The organism is Dyella sp. ASV21 (assembly GCF_016428975.1).
Lineage (GTDB): Bacteria > Pseudomonadota > Gammaproteobacteria > Xanthomonadales > Rhodanobacteraceae > Dyella.
In genome coordinates, this window is sequence record NZ_JAELTT010000003.1 from 38,345 (window position 1) to 53,292 (window position 14,948).

Annotated in this window: 16 protein-coding genes; 6 read left to right on the forward strand and 10 right to left on the reverse strand. The window is 66.0% G+C overall.

From position 1 onward, the window contains the following. Nucleotides 1-86 precede the first annotated feature (86 nt). The 3 genes from JHD67_RS01715 to JHD67_RS01725 all read right to left on the reverse strand — a co-directional run bounded on the left by JHD67_RS01715 (nt 87) and on the right by JHD67_RS01725 (nt 2,561). Nucleotides 87-1,070: a HAMP domain-containing sensor histidine kinase gene (locus JHD67_RS01715; protein ID WP_199096699.1), complete on the reverse strand. Its 984-nt coding sequence runs from the start codon at nt 1,068-1,070 to the stop codon at nt 87-89. A 22-nt stretch (nt 1,071-1,092) separates the two neighbouring features. After that, complete coding sequence (locus JHD67_RS01720) at nt 1,093-1,824, reverse strand: response regulator transcription factor (protein WP_199096701.1); 732 nt, start codon at nt 1,822-1,824, stop codon at nt 1,093-1,095. A gap of 110 nt (nt 1,825-1,934) precedes the next feature. Beyond that, nucleotides 1,935-2,561 carry an arylesterase gene (locus tag JHD67_RS01725; RefSeq protein ID WP_199096703.1) on the reverse strand — a complete coding sequence of 209 codons (627 nt, stop codon included), beginning with the start codon at nt 2,559-2,561 and terminating at the stop codon, nt 1,935-1,937. Between JHD67_RS01725 and JHD67_RS01730 the strand changes: the two genes are divergently transcribed. The 3 genes from JHD67_RS01730 to JHD67_RS01740 are packed head-to-tail and all read left to right on the forward strand — an operon-like array spanning nt 2,560 to nt 6,904. Beyond that, nucleotides 2,560-3,285: an ATP-binding cassette domain-containing protein gene (locus JHD67_RS01730; protein ID WP_199096705.1), complete on the forward strand. Its 726-nt coding sequence runs from the start codon at nt 2,560-2,562 to the stop codon at nt 3,283-3,285. The two genes, JHD67_RS01725 and JHD67_RS01730, sit on opposite strands and share 2 nt — an antisense overlap. Before the next feature lie 13 nt (nt 3,286-3,298). Next, entirely contained in the window at nt 3,299-5,782 is a 2,484-nt protein-coding gene (locus tag JHD67_RS01735; RefSeq protein WP_199096707.1) for an FtsX-like permease family protein, read from the forward strand. A gap of 9 nt (nt 5,783-5,791) precedes the next feature. Next, a complete protein-coding gene (locus JHD67_RS01740; RefSeq protein ID WP_199096708.1) occupies nt 5,792-6,904 on the forward strand; it encodes an SLC13 family permease in 1,113 nt (370 codons plus the stop codon). 9 nt (nt 6,905-6,913) lie between these two features. Here the strand turns inward: JHD67_RS01740 and JHD67_RS01745 are convergent, their stop codons facing one another. After that, nucleotides 6,914-7,690 (reverse strand): DUF4097 family beta strand repeat-containing protein, encoded by a 777-nt coding sequence (locus tag JHD67_RS01745; RefSeq protein ID WP_199096709.1) that lies wholly within the window; start codon nt 7,688-7,690, stop codon nt 6,914-6,916. A 146-nt stretch (nt 7,691-7,836) separates the two neighbouring features. Between JHD67_RS01745 and JHD67_RS01750 the strand changes: the two genes are divergently transcribed. Continuing rightward, nucleotides 7,837-8,367, forward strand: a complete 531-nt coding sequence (locus JHD67_RS01750) for a hypothetical protein (RefSeq protein WP_199096710.1) — start codon at nt 7,837-7,839, stop codon at nt 8,365-8,367. 99 nt (nt 8,368-8,466) lie between these two features. Here the strand turns inward: JHD67_RS01750 and mazG are convergent, their stop codons facing one another. The 5 genes from mazG to gspN are packed head-to-tail and all read right to left on the reverse strand — an operon-like array spanning nt 8,467 to nt 12,240. Next, the gene (gene mazG, locus JHD67_RS01755; RefSeq protein ID WP_199096711.1) at nt 8,467-9,282 is read right to left on the reverse strand and encodes a nucleoside triphosphate pyrophosphohydrolase; all 816 of its coding nucleotides are present in this window, start codon (nt 9,280-9,282) and stop codon (nt 8,467-8,469) included. Continuing rightward, complete coding sequence (cysQ, locus tag JHD67_RS01760; RefSeq protein ID WP_199096712.1) at nt 9,279-10,106, reverse strand: 3'(2'),5'-bisphosphate nucleotidase CysQ; 828 nt, start codon at nt 10,104-10,106, stop codon at nt 9,279-9,281. The genes mazG and cysQ overlap by 4 nt, the downstream gene beginning before the upstream one ends. Continuing rightward, nucleotides 10,103-10,660: an ADP compounds hydrolase NudE gene (gene nudE, locus JHD67_RS01765; protein WP_199096713.1), complete on the reverse strand. Its 558-nt coding sequence runs from the start codon at nt 10,658-10,660 to the stop codon at nt 10,103-10,105. The genes cysQ and nudE overlap by 4 nt, the downstream gene beginning before the upstream one ends. A gap of 9 nt (nt 10,661-10,669) precedes the next feature. Then, entirely contained in the window at nt 10,670-11,458 is a 789-nt protein-coding gene (locus tag JHD67_RS01770) for an inositol monophosphatase family protein (RefSeq protein ID WP_199096715.1), read from the reverse strand. Beyond that, nucleotides 11,455-12,240, reverse strand: a complete 786-nt coding sequence (gene gspN, locus JHD67_RS01775; protein ID WP_199096717.1) for a type II secretion system protein N — start codon at nt 12,238-12,240, stop codon at nt 11,455-11,457. The genes JHD67_RS01770 and gspN overlap by 4 nt, the downstream gene beginning before the upstream one ends. A 62-nt stretch (nt 12,241-12,302) precedes the next feature. Here gspN and JHD67_RS01780 point away from each other — a divergent pair, with 62 nt between their 5' ends. After that, nucleotides 12,303-13,664 carry an adenosylmethionine--8-amino-7-oxononanoate transaminase gene (locus tag JHD67_RS01780; protein WP_199096719.1) on the forward strand — a complete coding sequence of 454 codons (1,362 nt, stop codon included), beginning with the start codon at nt 12,303-12,305 and terminating at the stop codon, nt 13,662-13,664. A 10-nt stretch (nt 13,665-13,674) separates the two neighbouring features. Here the strand turns inward: JHD67_RS01780 and JHD67_RS01785 are convergent, their stop codons facing one another. Beyond that, nucleotides 13,675-14,031 carry a hypothetical protein gene (locus JHD67_RS01785; protein WP_199096721.1) on the reverse strand — a complete coding sequence of 119 codons (357 nt, stop codon included), beginning with the start codon at nt 14,029-14,031 and terminating at the stop codon, nt 13,675-13,677. A gap of 172 nt (nt 14,032-14,203) precedes the next feature. Here JHD67_RS01785 and JHD67_RS01790 point away from each other — a divergent pair, with 172 nt between their 5' ends. Then, entirely contained in the window at nt 14,204-14,938 is a 735-nt protein-coding gene (locus JHD67_RS01790) for a 16S rRNA (uracil(1498)-N(3))-methyltransferase (RefSeq protein ID WP_199096723.1), read from the forward strand. Nucleotides 14,939-14,948: the final 10 nt, after the last annotated feature.

A 14,948-nucleotide genomic window follows, 5' to 3' on the forward strand; every position in this document is an offset into this window, starting at 1 on the left:
GATGGCGGTCTCATCCGATCGCCCGTCCGTCCACGCTTGCCAGCCAACCGCCCCGGCTTTCGCGGGGCAGTAACGCACATTCGTGCTCAGACCGAGACGAGGTGTGATTCGGGAAACCGAATGCGTGCGATATGTCGATCGCCATCGCGCGTCTGCAGCTCCAGCGGCCACTGAAAGCGCTCGCTAATACGCTGTGCAATCGCCAGCTCAAAGCCATGTCGATTGGCCGCGCCCGACGCTGGCGCTTCGGCACGGTGGGTCACCGTAACCATGCCCGGCATGACCGTCACCACCACCGTACCGTTCTCCGCCTGCTGACAGGCGTTGCGAATCAACTGCCAGCACAGCACCGCGAACACACGCGGGGAGCCATGCAGCGTAAACCGGGCAGGCTCCTCCAGCGTCAGGGTGATGGGGCGCCCTTCGAGCATATCCAGCACGTCGGGCAACTCGTGCCGCAGTACGTCGTTAACGACGAAATCTTCCTCGGTAAGGCCGTTGTCGGACTCGCGCGCGAGGATCAGTAGCGCCTCGACCAAGGCCTCCATCTCACGCGTGGAGCGCTTGATGCGCTGGACGGAGCGCTGCCCGAATTCGCTCAGCGACGCGTCATCGACCAACATGTCGGCCGACATCTTGATGACGGTGAGCGGGCTGCGCAGCTCGTGGCTGGCGTCGCGCGTGAAGTTGCGTTCGCGCAGGTTGTAGCCGGCAATACGATTGGCAAAGCCGTAGAGGCTGCTGGCGAGCATGGCGACGTCGGCATCGGTGCGGCGCGACAACTGCTCCGGCCGCCAGCCCTGCAGATCGGTCGATTGTTCATCCCAATCGCTGACCGCGCGCGCCAGCCGGCTCACCGGTGCCCATTGCTGGCGCGCCGCCAGCCATGCCAGTGCACTGATGATGACGATCAACAGCAGCACGGCGCCCACGGGCGCGATGTCATACAAACCCATCAGGCACACAACCACCATGGCCGTCAGTTGCAGGCCAAATATGATTGCCAAGCGACGATGAAACAGCCCGCGCCGAAACACCTGCGCGGACTGCGCACTACCCCTGCTAGACATATTCAACTCATCACGTACGCCATTACGCCGGTTGCGAGGCCGAAGCCACCTCCGATTCGAGATCGGCAAGACGATAACCAGCGGAATGAATGGTATGGAGCAACGGACGATCGAAGGGTTTATCGATCACCCGGCGCAAGTTGTACAGATGCGAACGCAGCGTGTCCGAGTCGGGCAGCGTGTCGCCCCAGATTTCGCGCTCGATGTCGCGGCGGCTTACCACTCGCGGCGACTCGCGCATGAGGATCGCCAGCAGCTTCAGGCCGATCGGCGAAACGGTAAGCTCGTGACCACCACGCACCAGTCGCAGCGTGGCCGTGTCGAGGGTCATGTCGCCCACGGTGAGCACTTCGGTGGAGACCTGACGGCGATCACGCCGGATCAGCGCTCGCAGGCGCGCTTCCAGCTCGCGCACTTCGAAGGGCTTCACCAGGTAATCGTCCGCGCCGGCTTCCAGACCCACCAGCTTGTCTTCCAGCGTGTCGCGGGCGGTCAGCATGAGTACCGGGGTGGATTTCTTGGCGTCGCGTCGCAACTTGCGGCAGACATCCAGGCCATCCATGCCTGGCAGCATGAGATCCAGCACCACCACGTCGTAGCTGTTGGAAACGGCCAGGTGCAGCCCACTCACCCCATCGGCGGCGTAATCGACCGAGTAGCCACGCCGCTCAAGGAACTCGCCCACCATCTCTGCAATCTGGCGGTTGTCCTCGACTAGTAGAATCAATCCTGCCTGTTCATCGCGAGAGCTCATCCTTACCTCCAGAAGCTGACTTCACAAAGGTGAACAGCTAACGATCCGCATCGTGAGTGTCGCGTGAAATTAACGGGTTCGGTTCACGATGGGTTGTGGCGATATTCACGCTAGCGCAACAGCGGCTGCAAGCCCTTCCAGACATTGTCCAGTACCTGCGGCTGGGCCGATGCCACCGGGTGCAACCCGTCCTCTTGCATCAGCTCAGGCCTGAGGGCCACGCCATCGAGCAGGAACGGCACCAGACCGGTGTGCTTGTTCCGGGCCAGGTCGGCGTAGACGGCGCGCAGACCATCGCGGTATTGCGGGCCGTAGTTCACCGGCAATTCGATGCCGATCAGCAGCACCCGCACCTTGCGTTGCTGGGCGGCATCGATCATCGCCGCCAGGTTTTCGCGCAACGCCCCCAGCGGCAGGCCACGCAGGCCGTCGTTGGCGCCCAGTTCGACCACCAGGATGGCCGGCTGTGTCTTGTCCAGCAGCTCTGGCAGGCGATGGCGCCCGCTCAGCGAGGTCTCGCCGCTGATGCTGGCATTGACCACCGCCCATGCCGGCTCCATCTTGGCAAGACGTGCCCCGAGCAGTTGCACCCAACCGGATGCGACCGGGATGTTGTGCGCGGCGGAGAGCGAGTCGCCCAGCACCAGCACGGTTTTCGGCGAAGCCGCCTGGGCGGTGCCGAGGGCGCCCCACAGGATCCAGGCCATCAGAACCGGCCAGCACAGGAAACGACGCATGAGTGGCAATGCCTCCGCTTTATCCAGCAACGTTCTATTGAACGCGGTCGATGTTAGCAAGTCGGTGCAAGGTCCTGAGGGACGGCTGGACATTCTCAGCCGCGTTTCCCTGCAAGTACGCGAAGGCGAAAGCTTTGCCATCGTGGGCGCATCAGGTTCGGGCAAAACCACCCTGCTCGGCCTGCTGGCCGGTCTGGATACGCCTACCCATGGCCATATCGCACTGGATGGGCATGCGCTGGAAAGCCTGGACGAAGAGGCGCGCGCCGATCTGCGGCGCCGCCTGGTCGGCTTCGTATTCCAGTCCTTCCATCTGCTGCCCGCGCTGACCGCCGAGGAAAACGTGATGCTGCCGCTGGAGCTGGAGGGTCGCGACGACGCCCGCGCCCGTGCCCGCGATGCATTGGAAGCGGTGGCGCTGTCGCCGCGCCGACGTCACTATCCCGCGCAGCTATCCGGCGGCGAGCAGCAACGCGTAGCGATTGCGCGGGCCTTCGTGCACAGCCCGCGCCTGCTGTTCGCCGATGAACCCACCGGCAACCTCGATCAGCGCACCGGCCACCACATCAGCGACCTGATGTTCGCGCTCAATCACGATCACCGCACCACGCTGATCCTGGTCACCCACGACCCCCGGCTGGCCGCTCGCTGCACACGCCAGGTGGAGTTGGACAACGGACGGGTGATCGCCTCATCGCAGCCCTCCGCCGCCGTACTGCCGTGACGGAGCCGCTGCGATGAAACTGTTGCGATTGTCCCTGCGCAGCCTGCGTCGTGAATGGCACCTGCCCGAGCTGCGCACGCTGGCCGCCTCGCTGGTGCTGGCCGTGGTGGCGCTGGGCGTGGTGGCCACGCTGGCCGCGCGCATGGAGCGCGGCGTGCTCGCCAGCGCGGCCGAATTGATTGGGGGCGACCTCGGCATCGGCTCGCCCCAGGCGTTGCCGGCCAGCTACGCCCAGCAAGCGGCCTCGCGCGGCTTGCACATGACCCGCGGCGCCAGCTTTCCCAGCGTGGCATTCGCCCATGAACAAAGTCAGCTGCTCGATGTGCTGGCGACTGATAACAGCTACCCCCTGCGCGGCACGCTGGAATTACGCGATGCACAGCACCCCAGCGCGATCGGCCACGGACCGCCAGCCGGCGAGGTCTATCTGGACCACCGTGCCCTGGTCGCGCTGGGCCTGCACCTGGGCGATCACCTTCAGCTGGGTGGACGCGATCTACGCGTGGGCGCGGAGCTGGTACGTCTGCCCGACGGTGGCGAATTGGTGGCGATGGCACCGCGCGCGCTGATGAACATCGCCGACGCCGAACAGGCGGGCTTGCTGGGCGTCGGCAGCCGCGCACGCCATCGCCTGCTCGTTGCGGGTGAACCTGCCGCCGTGCAGGACTGGCGCGACTGGCTGCAGGGGCAAACCCTGCCGCAAGGTGCCGAGCTGATCACCCCGGAGCAGACGCAGGAGCGCATGCGCAGCGCCTTTGATCGCGCCAGCGCCTTCCTGCGCCTCACGGCACTGCTGTCCGCCCTGTTGGCCGGCGTGGCGATAGCCCTGGCGGCGCAACGCTATGCGCGACGCAAGACCCACGAAGTGGCGTTGTTGCGTGCGCTGGGCACGCCGCGCCGGCAGGTACTGGGTTTGCTGGTGAACACCCTGGGTCTGCTCGCCGTGCCAGCGGTGACCCTAGGCGCTGTGCTCGCACTGGGCCTGGCGCAGCTCACCTGGAGCTTTGCCAGCCAACTGTTCAGCGCCATACCGACTCAACTGCCGCTGGGCCCGGCAGTCGCCGCGGCGGCGATGGGGCTGGCTGTGCTGGCGGGCTTTGCCCTGCCGCCGTTGGCGCGATTGTCCGAGGTACCGCCCGTTGCGGTGTTCCGCGAAAGCGCCGCGCGCCGCGTACGCCGCTTCGACGTGCTCTATCTGGTGCCTGCACTGGTGGCCTTGCTGTTGATCTGGAGCCAGAGCGGTTCGGCCAAGCTGGCCGGCATCCTGGCCGCCAGCTTGATCGGCGTCGCCGTGGTGGCCGCGCTGCTTTCCGCACTGCTGTTGTGGACGGCCCGCCGCGTGGCGCCGGGCGCGCATCCGGCGCTGCGGCTTGGGTTGGCTGCGCTGGCGCGCCGTCGCGGCATGAGCCTGATCCAGGCCACCGCCTTGAGCCTGGGCCTGGTGGCGCTGCTCCTGCTCGCCATCGTGGCGCCGGCGCTGCTGGAGGGCTGGCGTCGCGAACTGCCGGCGGATACGCCGAACTGGTTCGTGCTCAACCTGCAGGATGATCAACGCGCCGGCTTCGAACAGGCGCTGGTAGGCATGGGTGGTCAGAAGCTCAACATGTTGCCGCTGGCCGTGGGCAAGCTCACCGCCATCAATGGCCAGCCCATCGACCAGATGCGCTTCAAGGACGAGCGCGCCAAGGAGTGGGGCGATCGCCAGCTTCGCCTGTCATGGGCCGATGATCTGCCACCAAGCAACCAGGTGATCGCCGGACGCTGGTCAGGCGCGCATCCACCACAGGCCGAAGTGTCGATCGACTCCATGTGGCGCGACATGTTTGCGCTGAAGGTAGGCGACACCCTGAGCTTCAACGTGGGCGAAGGGCGTATCGATGCACGTGTAGGCAGCATCCGCAAAGTGGACTGGACCTCGTTCCGCGTGAACTTCTTCCTGCTGTTCGACCCCGCCCATGCCAGCAGCCTGCCACATACCTGGATCGCCAGCTTCTATCTGCCACGCGGCCACACCGAAGCACTGGCGCAGCTCTCGCGCGACTACAGCAACCTCAGCCTCATCGATGTGGATGCCATGCTCGATCGCGTGCGCGAGATCGTGAACCAGGTCAGTGGCGCCGTGCGCTGGGTGCTGGGTTTCAGCCTGCTCGCCGGTGCGTTGGTGCTGGCGGCCGCGCTGGCCGCCAGCGCGCAGGAGCGCCGCCACGAAGCGGCCCTGCTGCGCACACTGGGCGCACGTCGCAGCCAGCTGCGTGCGGCCGCCGCGTGCGAGTTCGCCCTGCTCGGGCTGGTCGCCGGCCTCACGGCCGCCCTCGGTGCGGCGGGCACCGGCATGTGGCTGGGACACAGTATCTTCCACATCGAGCACTTCGTGCCGCCCATACTGCCCTTGCTGTCGGGAGCCCTGATTGCCGCTATCGTGGTGATGTTGCTGGGGCTGGCAGGCACACGACGGGTCAGTCACACCTCGCCGATGCAACTCTTGCGGGAGAACTGAGTTTTGTCGATGCGCGCATGGATCATCCGCCTGGGCCAGGAGCGCCTGCTGATCGGCTTTGGCCTGCTGGCCATCGTGCTGGCCATCGCCGACCCGCATGCCTGGAACGATCATCAGCGCTGGTTGCAGTTGCCGACACTGGCAGGGCTGCTGGGCCTGATGATCTGCATCCAGGGCATCCGCGAAAGCGGGCTGGTCCAGCACGCGGCCGGCGCCCTGGTGGAACGCGCGCACTCGCTGCGGGGGCTGGGCTTGCTGCTGGTCAGCGTCACCGCCGTGCTGTCGATGGTGCTCACCAACGATGTGAGCCTGTTTCTGATGGTGCCGCTCACGCTCGCCATCGGCGGCATGTCCAACCTGCCGATCATGCGCATGGTGATCCTGGAGGCACTGGCAGTGAACGCGGGTTCGACGCTGAGCCCCATTGGCAATCCGCAGAACCTGCTGCTCTGGCAATACGACCATCTGCCGTTCCTTGGCTTCGTGCGCGCGCTACTGCCCACTTTCGCCACCATGTTCGTGCTGGTGGCGCTGCTGACCCTGCTATGGATGCCGCGCGGACGCGTGGTGTTGCATGCACAGGACATCGACGGACATCCGGTATCCACGTCGCAGGCGCTACTGTCGATCGGCGCCCTGGTCAGCATGGTGCTGATGATGGAACACGGCCACGCGGTGCTGAGCGCCGGGCTGTTGCTGGTGCCGCTGGCGCTGCTGGACTGGCGCCTGCTGGCGCGACTGGACTGGCTGTTGCTGCTCACCTTCGCGGCGATCTTCCTGGGCCTGGGGCACTTCGCCGAGCTTGTCCCGGTGCAGCATGCATTGGATCGCCTGAGCCTGGAGCAGCCACTTACCCTCTACCTGACCGGCATCCTCACCTCGCAGGTGATCAGCAATGTACCGGCCACGGTGCTGCTGCTGCGCCATGCGCCCGATGCCACCGCGCTTGCGGTGGCGGTGAATGTGGGCGGTTTCGGCATTGCCATCGGCTCGCTCGCCAACCTGATTGCGCTGCGCCTGGCCAAGCAACCGCACGGCATGCGCCAGTTGCATGCCGTGTCGATTCCGTTCCTGCTGGTGTGCGCCCCGCTGGTCTACCTGGTCTGGCGCTGGCTGGGTTGAACGTGACGGTCAGTCGTCGTCGTGGTCGCGCGGCACGCTGACCTTGCCCTGCACGCCCGAGTGGCTGATATCGCCGCTACCCTTGGCGCCGACGGTAAAGTCGCCGCGTACATCACGCACGCGCAGGTCGCCCGAGCCCACCGTATCCACACGCACGTTGCCGCCGACCTGGGCAATGGTGACGTCGCCCGAGCCGATGCTGCCTACCCGCGCATCGCCGCTCACGCCATGTGCCTTGATGTCGCCCGAACCGATGGCGCCGATGCTGAGGCTGCCCACATCGTCCACATCCAGATCGCCCGAGCCCATGCTGGCGGTAAAGGCGCCGCTGATCTTGCTCACGTGCACATCGCCCGAACCAATCTGGCTCTGTAAGGTAGTCAGGCCTGAGGCCCAGGCGTCGCCGGAACCGACATTGAGTTCCACCGGGATGTTCGCGGGAATCCGCATGTCGAGCTTGAGGTCAGTATAGGTGTGACCGAAGAAACTGACCGACACGCGATTCCTGGCGCCCGCTTCCACGATGAGCCGATCGCCCTCGCGGCGCTGGGTCACCACCAGATCGTCCAGCAACTTGGGATCGGAGGCGCAGGCGCGACCCGTGACGCTGCCGCCGGTACCGCCCTGGACGCCGGCGAGGTGCAGGTCGTGACTGTGCAGCTCCACCTGCACCGTACGGACTCCGGCCAAATCGAGCGTGAGGTTGCGCGGCGCCTCGTACTTACAGTCATCGGCAAAGGCAGACAGGGGCAGTAGCAACAGGCTGGCAAGCAGGATACGGCGCATAGGGTTCACTCCTTGGGTCAACAGATACTCATGAGATGAGTCGTGTCGCGAAAAGGTTGAAAGGCTTCCGCATGACTTTCGCCACGGTCAACGGGGACCCAAGCGCCACGTTTGAGATAGCACGACCATCGTGGAGATGTCTCACCATGCAACGCAAGACCCTGCTCGCCACGGCGTTCGCCGTGCTCGTCGCCGGCTCGGCCTCGTTCGCCATCGCCCAGAGCGCCGCGCCAGACGCGCCGCCCCCGGCGCCCAAGGGTGCGCCAGCAGGCAAGGCCCCGCCGATGATGGAGCGCGACGGCGACCGTGGCGGCCCAGGCTTTGGCCGGCCAGGCTTGGGTGGCCCTGGCGCCGCCGTGATCTCCGACCTGCACGCGCTGGAACGCCTCTACCTGATCAGCGGTCGCGCCAAGGAGCTGCCGACGCTCTACAACGACGTGCTGGCCAAGTCGCAAGACCCGCAAGTGCGTACCTACGTTTACCACCGGCTGGCCCGCGCCCAGGCCGCGCCAGCCAATCCGGATCAGGCGATTGCCACGCTGCGCAAGAGCCTGGACGAGAACCTCGCCCATGAGGCCAGCCAACGCGCCGATATCGAAAAGATGCGCGGCGAATGGGAACAACGCCGCAACCAAACCCGGCCCACCGCAGCACCCGCTCCGGCCAGCAAGCCATAACCATAAGAAATGAATGGTGTCACCGCCCGCGGTGACACCCCCGCTGAGGCACGGGAACCCCAGAGCCCGTGCCTCCTTTTTTTGGGAGGGCAACGAGGTTTACAGCGCGGAGGGTTCTGCGCGCTTGGCTTGCTGCCACAGCGCTTCCTGATCGGTGAGATCCCGCTCGGACAACGGTGTGCCCTGCGCCTTGGCGAGTTGCTCCATATGGCGGAAACGACGCTCGAACTTCGCATTGGCATGCCGCATCGCCTGCGAGAAATCCACCTTCGCATGACGCGCCAGGTTTACCAGCACGAACAGCACGTCGCCGATTTCGTCCTGCAACCGCTGCGGGTCGCGCCCGTTGGCGAACTCGTCGCGTACCTCGTCCACCTCTTCCAGCACCTTATCGAGCACCGGCCGCTCGTCCGGCCAGTCAAAGCCGACACGAGCAGCGCGCTCCTGCAGCTTCATGGCGCGCTTCCATTCCGGCAGGCCGCGCGATACACCGGCCAGCGCACTGTCGTCAGGCGGCTCGCCCTTGGCCGCGCGTTCGGCGGCTTTGATGTCTTCCCACGCGCGCGTCTGCGCATCGGCGGTGTCGTAGCTCTCTTCGCCAAACACATGAGGATGACGGCGCACCATCTTGTCGCTAATGGCGTGGGCCACATCGGCAAAGTCGAACAAACCGGCTTCCTTCGCCATCTGCGCATGGAACACCACCTGCAACAGCAGGTCGCCGAGTTCGTCGCGCAGATCGTGCCAATCCTGGCGATCGATCGCATCGGCGACCTCGTAGGCCTCCTCGATGGTGTAGGGCGCAATGGTGGCGAAGTTCTGCTGCACGTCCCACGGGCAACCGCCGGCGGGATCGCGCAATCGCGCCATGATGGCGAGCAGGTCATCCAGGCTGTGGCGCGTGGTCGTGCTCATGCAGCGTCCAGATCGGCCGCCAGCAAACGGGCTTTCCAGTCCACCGAGGCATCGCCCACGGCGAGAAACTCGGGATTGAGCAGCGACTCACCTCGGTTGTAGCGCAGCGGCTCACCCGCCAGATCGAGCACGGCGCCGCCGGCTTCCTCCAATACGCTTTGCGCGGCGGCCGTATCCCACTCACTGGTGGCACCACGACGCAGATAGACGTCCGCCGCACCACGCGCCAACAGGCAGAACTTGAGCGATGAGCCCAGCGGCACGGCCGCATAGTCGTCGCCGATAAGTTGTTGCAGCAGCGCCGTACCGGCACCACCATGCGAGCGGCTGCCCGCCACCGCGGCCGGTTGCGCCAGCGCACGGGTGCCAATGCGCTGCCACGCGGCCCCGGGCTGTACCTGCATCCACGCGCCTTGCCCGCGCGCGGCGGCATAGAGCTCGCCCGTCACCGGGGCCAGCACCACGCCGAGCACAGGCTGATGCTGCTCGACCAAGGCGATGTTGACGGTGAACTCGCCGTTGCGCTTGACGAATTCGCGCGTGCCATCGAGCGGGTCCACCAGCCAGTAGCGCGGCCACTCGCTGCGCTGCGACCACGGCGCGGCGCGCGCTTCTTCGGAAATCACCGGCAGGACCGGATCAAGCGTGGCCAGCCCCGCGGCAATCACCCGCTGCGCGGCCAGGTCGGCAGCGGTAAGCGGCGAATGATCGTCCTTGCGCTGGACTTCGAAATCCTCGCCATAGATGGCCAGAATGGCCTCGCCGGCATCGCGCGCGATGCTCGCCACCTGCGCCAGCAGGGAAGAAAACGGAATGTGGTTCATGTGGGAGAAAACCGGCCCGCGAGGTATTCGCGCGCCATGAAGAGGGCGGCGATGGAACGCCCTTCGGTGACATCGTCGCGGGCGATCAGCAGGTGCAGATCGGCCAGCTTCCAGGGAACCACTTCGAGCTCTTCCGGCTCATCGCCTTCCAGACGCTCTGGGTACAAATCCTGCGCCAACACCACGTGCGCCATATGCGTCATGTAAGACGGCGACAGCGAGAGGTTGTGGAGGATCTTCAAGCGGCGCGCGCCGTAGCCGACCTCTTCCTTGAGCTCGCGATCGGCGCCCTGCTCGACGGTTTCGTCGCGGTCCAGGCGCCCCTTGGGCAAGCTCAATTCGTAACGGCCCACGCCGGCACCGTATTCGCGAATGAGCAGCACGGTTTCATCGTCCAGCATCGGCACGATAATCACGGCGCCGAGCCCGCTGCCCTTCAGGCGCTCGTACGTGCGCCGTTCGCCGTTGGAAAACTCCAGGTCCAACTGCTCGACACGCAGAAAGCTGCTGTCGTGCACGTCACGGGTGGCATGGATGATGGGTGGCTTATGCATCGCTCGATTCTACCCCTTCAGGGCGGCGTCGAGCCGCGACAAGGCCAGCGCATGCACCGCCGGCACGCCCGCCAGCACGCCGCGCGTGTCGAGCGTGAGCGGCTGGCCTTCCAAGTCGGTGAATACGCCGCCGGCCTCACGCACGATCACCGCCAGGGCGGCGATATCGAGGATGTTCACGTCCGACTCCAGCACCAGATCCAGGCCGCCGCGCGCCAGCAGGTGGTAATGACAGAAGTCGCCATAGCCTCGGATGCGGTTGCTGTCGCGGATCAGCGCGCCCCAAGCGGCCCAGCGCGCATCCATGGTCAGCGACTTGATGTTACCGGCGGACAGCGAGGCTTGCGCGAGTTCGCGGGTAGCCGCCACCTGCACGCGCTCGCCTTCAAACCAGGCGCCGCCGCGGGCACTGGCCCACATCGTTTCGCCGTAGATCGGCGCGCAGGATACACCCACCACCAGCTCGCCCCGATACATCAGCGCGATCTGGGTGGAGAAGAACGGCGTGCGCCGCACGAAGCTCTTGGTGCCATCCAGCGGATCGACCATCCACAGCAGTTCGTGCTCCTGTTCGTCGCGACCGAACTCTTCACCGTAGATCGATGCCTCGGGCAAGGCCTTTTGCAGAATGGCCCGAATGGCGAGCTCTGCCTCGCGATCGGCCACCGTGACGGGTGTGTCGTCGCTCTTGAGTTCCACTTCCACGCCGCGACGCCAGTAATGCTGTAGCACTTCCGCTGCCGCCTGCGCCGCTTCGCGCGCGGCGTGCAAGGCCTGCGACCAATCTCCCTGGCTCATCGTGTCCCTCCCGGCAGCGCGGCCGCCAAACCGCCGCTGTAGTTGATATGGGTGATGCCCTGCGCATCGGTGCTGCCCAGGCTTTGCAGCCAACGTTGTACCTGCGAATCAGGCGCGCGCGCCTGCGCCTGGGCGGTAAAGCGACGTGCGAGCGGGCTCAACTGCAATTGCCCGTCGATGCGCAACGGGCCGGTGCCGTCGTCCAGCAGATGCCCTTCGATCACGCCATTGCCCGCACGAAGCTGCATCTGCAGGTTACCGAGCGTCAGTTCACCGCGATGCGGCGCGCGCAAGGCCGCGTCCTGCCACGTGAGGTGGGCATCGAGGTTCAGCGGCCAACCGCCGTGCAATTGCACATCGTTGGCCACCAGTTGTACGACGCCGAGCGGCTGCCCCATGGGCAACGCAAGGCCGTTGCCGAACAAGGCCAGGTCAGCGCGCATTTGGACGTCCGTCCAGCGGGCATCGGCGCTACTGCGTCCACGCATGCGCCCGGCGAAGTCCACGCGCGGCCCCTGCAGGTTTAGTTCCAGCTGCGGGTCGCCCCATAGCGCACTGCGCGACAGTTGCCAGTGCAAGTGCCCCAGGTTCTCACCGCGCGACGACAGCACTTGCGCGGCCTGTCCGTCCCACAGAGACCCACTCACTTCCTGCAGACGCAGGCCATTCAGGCGCGGCGCCAACCAAGGCATGGCCCACCGCGCGGGCAGGAAACACACCACGGCCAGACCTATCGCCAATAAGGCCGACACGCCGCCCAGTGCAATACGCCAATGCTTCAAACCGACTCCCGGAGTGGCCGCAAGACTTGAGCGAATACGCTCGAAACACCGATCATAGCCGGATGAACACCTCCCCCGCTGCCGACGCGCTGGTGCGTCGCGACCTGAGCCATCTGTGGCACCCCTGCACACAGATGCACGATCACGAAACCGTACCGATGGTGCCGATCGCCCGTGGCGAAGGCGCCTGGCTGATCGGCACGGATGGCCGCCGCTACCTGGACGGCATCAGCTCGTGGTGGACCAACCTGTTCGGCCACGCCAATTCACGCATCGCGGCGGCGCTGGCCGAGCAGGCACGTACGCTGGAGCACGTGATTTTTGCCGGCTTCACCCACGAACCGGCGGTGGCGCTGGCCGAGGCGCTGGTGAAGGCCACGCCGCCGGGGCTGGAACGCGTGTTCTACGCGGACAACGGTTCGGCGGCGATCGAAGTGGCTCTGAAAATGAGCTTCCACTACTGGCTCAACCAGGGGCACGGCGAAAAAACGCGGTTCATCGCGCTCACCGGCAGTTATCACGGTGAAACGCTGGGTGCGCTGTCGGTCAGCGATGTGGCGCTGTATCGCAAGACCTATGCCCCCCTGCTGCTCACCCCGATTCTGGCGCCCTCACCGGACACCTACGAAGCCGAACCCGGCGAAAGCGCCACCGAAGTCGCCCGCCGCCGCCTGGGCGATCTGCGCGCGATGCTGGAACGGCACGCGCATGAGGTTTGCGCGGTGATCGTGGAGCCGTTGGTACAGTGCGCGGGTGGCATGCGCATGTATCACCCCGATTACCTCGCCGGGCTGCGCGCGCTGTGCGATGAGTTCCAGGTGCATTTCATCGCCGATGAGATCGCCGTCGGCTTTGGCCGCACCGGCACCTTGTTCGCCTGCGAGAAGGCCCAGGTAACGCCCGACTTCATGTGCCTGTCCAAGGGACTCACGGGCGGCTTCCTGCCGCTGTCGGCCGTGTTGACTACATCGGCGGTGTACGAGGCCTTCTACGCCGAGTACAGCGCGGGCAAGGCCTTTCTCCACTCCCATAGTTACACCGGCAATCCGCTGGCCTGCCGGGTAGCGCTGGAAACCCTGGGCATCTTCCGCGATGAGCCGGTGCTGGAACGCAACCGGGAACTTTCGGCACACCTGGCGCGGCGCCTGGCGCCGCTGCGTGACCACCCGCACGTGGCGGACGTACGCCAGACAGGCATGATCGCCGCCGTGGAACTGGTGGCGGACAAAGCGACCCGGCGCCCCTTCCCCGCCGCCGACCGGCGCGGCCTGCGTGTTTACCTGCATGGCCTGGCGAATGAAGCGCTACTGCGCCCGCTGGGGGACATCATCTACTTCATGCCGCCCTACGTGATCACCACGGCGGAACTCGATCACTTGGTGGACACCGCCATCCAGGGTATCGAGCGCGCCGTGGCACCGTAATCGCGGTCGCTTAGTGGCCGCCGGAAACCGTCATGCTGGGGTCGAGCTGACGCAGCGCGGGCCCGAGGGTGGGTGAACCGGTGCGCTGGAGGTCATCGCGACTGTAGCTGCGGCCTGGCACCGGCAGGCAACTGCCGGATTTGGCGGGAATCAGGCTGCCCGTGCTCTGGATGCAGTTGCGATCGCCCGGCTTGGGACCACTGGATGGCTTACTCTGCGCGGCCGGCGCATTGGCCTGCGGGTCCTGGAAGGCATGCATGCTGCTGTCGCTCTGCGCGGCCGGCGGCGTGGTCTGCGCCATGGCGAGCGGGCTTGCGCCCAGCGCGAGGAGTAGAACCAGCAGGGATGTTTTGTAGGAGCTGACCATGTTCCACCTCCGGGGATGAGTGGGATAGCTTCATCATGCTGCGCCCACGCCGAACGCCAGGCAAATGCACCGGTCAAGCCGCGTTTTGCCCGTTCAGCGGGGCCAGGCCCCCGTGGGGACGCTCTTGCCACGGTCGGCTATGCTTGCTGTTTTCACTGGTATAGAACGCTTTATGCGCACGATCCGCATACACGTGGAGCAGCCCCTTGCCATGAACCTTGAGCTGGCGTTGCCAGCGCAGGCGGGCGAACACGTGGCGCGCGTGCTGCGCCTGAATGCCGGGGATCCGATCACCCTGTTCAACGGTGACGGCCACGACTACCCGGCACTCATCCAGGCCGTGGGCAAGCGCGAGGTCGTCGTTCAGGTACAAGCCGCCCAGCCGGTGGACAACGAATCGCCCCTGCCGCTGACGCTGGCCCAGGGCGTGGCGCGTGGCGAGAAGATGGATCTGATCGTGCAGAAGGCCACCGAACTGGGCGTGGTCCGCATCGTGCCGCTGCTTACCGAACGCTCCGAGGTGAAGCTGGATGCCACCCGGGCGGAGAAGCGGCTGGCGCACTGGCGCGCCGTGGCCGCCAGTGCCTGCGAACAGAGCGGCCGAGCCCGGGTTCCGGAGATTGCCCCGGCCATCGCCCTGGAGGCCTGGCTACGCGGGCTGGCGGATGACGGCAGCCTGCGCTTGGCGCTACTGCCCGAGGGCACGCAACGCGCCAGCGCAGTGCGCTTTGGCCCAGCGGGTGGCGTATTGGTGGTGGGTCCGGAGGGCGGACTGGGTACGCGTGATACCTCGGCCTTGGCCGACGCGGGTTTTGCAGGCTTACAACTGGGACCGCGCATCCTGCGCACAGAGACGGCGGGCCTGGCGGCACTGGCTGCCTTGCAGGCCCTGCACGGCGACCTGTGATCGCCGTGCG

What these genes read in the sequence shown, in the direction of transcription:
- JHD67_RS01750 (WP_199096710.1), top strand. Translation starts at nt 7,837, where the DNA reads ATGCAACGCAAGACCCTGCTCGCCACGGCGTTCGCCGTGCTCGTCGCC.
- JHD67_RS01745 (WP_199096709.1), bottom strand. Translation starts at nt 7,690, where the DNA reads ATGCGCCGTATCCTGCTTGCCAGCCTGTTGCTACTGCCCCTGTCTGCC.
- JHD67_RS01770 (WP_199096715.1), bottom strand. Translation starts at nt 11,458, where the DNA reads ATGAGCCAGGGAGATTGGTCGCAGGCCTTGCACGCCGCGCGCGAAGCG.
- JHD67_RS01780 (WP_199096719.1), top strand. Translation starts at nt 12,303, where the DNA reads ATGAACACCTCCCCCGCTGCCGACGCGCTGGTGCGTCGCGACCTGAGC.
- nudE (WP_199096713.1), bottom strand. Translation starts at nt 10,660, where the DNA reads ATGCATAAGCCACCCATCATCCATGCCACCCGTGACGTGCACGACAGC.
- JHD67_RS01730 (WP_199096705.1), top strand. Translation starts at nt 2,560, where the DNA reads ATGAGTGGCAATGCCTCCGCTTTATCCAGCAACGTTCTATTGAACGCG.
- JHD67_RS01740 (WP_199096708.1), top strand. Translation starts at nt 5,792, where the DNA reads ATGCGCGCATGGATCATCCGCCTGGGCCAGGAGCGCCTGCTGATCGGC.
- cysQ (WP_199096712.1), bottom strand. Translation starts at nt 10,106, where the DNA reads ATGAACCACATTCCGTTTTCTTCCCTGCTGGCGCAGGTGGCGAGCATC.
- JHD67_RS01735 (WP_199096707.1), top strand. Translation starts at nt 3,299, where the DNA reads ATGAAACTGTTGCGATTGTCCCTGCGCAGCCTGCGTCGTGAATGGCAC.
- mazG (WP_199096711.1), bottom strand. Translation starts at nt 9,282, where the DNA reads ATGAGCACGACCACGCGCCACAGCCTGGATGACCTGCTCGCCATCATG.
- JHD67_RS01790 (WP_199096723.1), top strand. Translation starts at nt 14,204, where the DNA reads ATGCGCACGATCCGCATACACGTGGAGCAGCCCCTTGCCATGAACCTT.
- JHD67_RS01785 (WP_199096721.1), bottom strand. Translation starts at nt 14,031, where the DNA reads ATGGTCAGCTCCTACAAAACATCCCTGCTGGTTCTACTCCTCGCGCTG.
- JHD67_RS01715 (WP_199096699.1), bottom strand. Translation starts at nt 1,070, where the DNA reads ATGTCTAGCAGGGGTAGTGCGCAGTCCGCGCAGGTGTTTCGGCGCGGG.
- JHD67_RS01725 (WP_199096703.1), bottom strand. Translation starts at nt 2,561, where the DNA reads ATGCGTCGTTTCCTGTGCTGGCCGGTTCTGATGGCCTGGATCCTGTGG.
- JHD67_RS01720 (WP_199096701.1), bottom strand. Translation starts at nt 1,824, where the DNA reads ATGAGCTCTCGCGATGAACAGGCAGGATTGATTCTACTAGTCGAGGAC.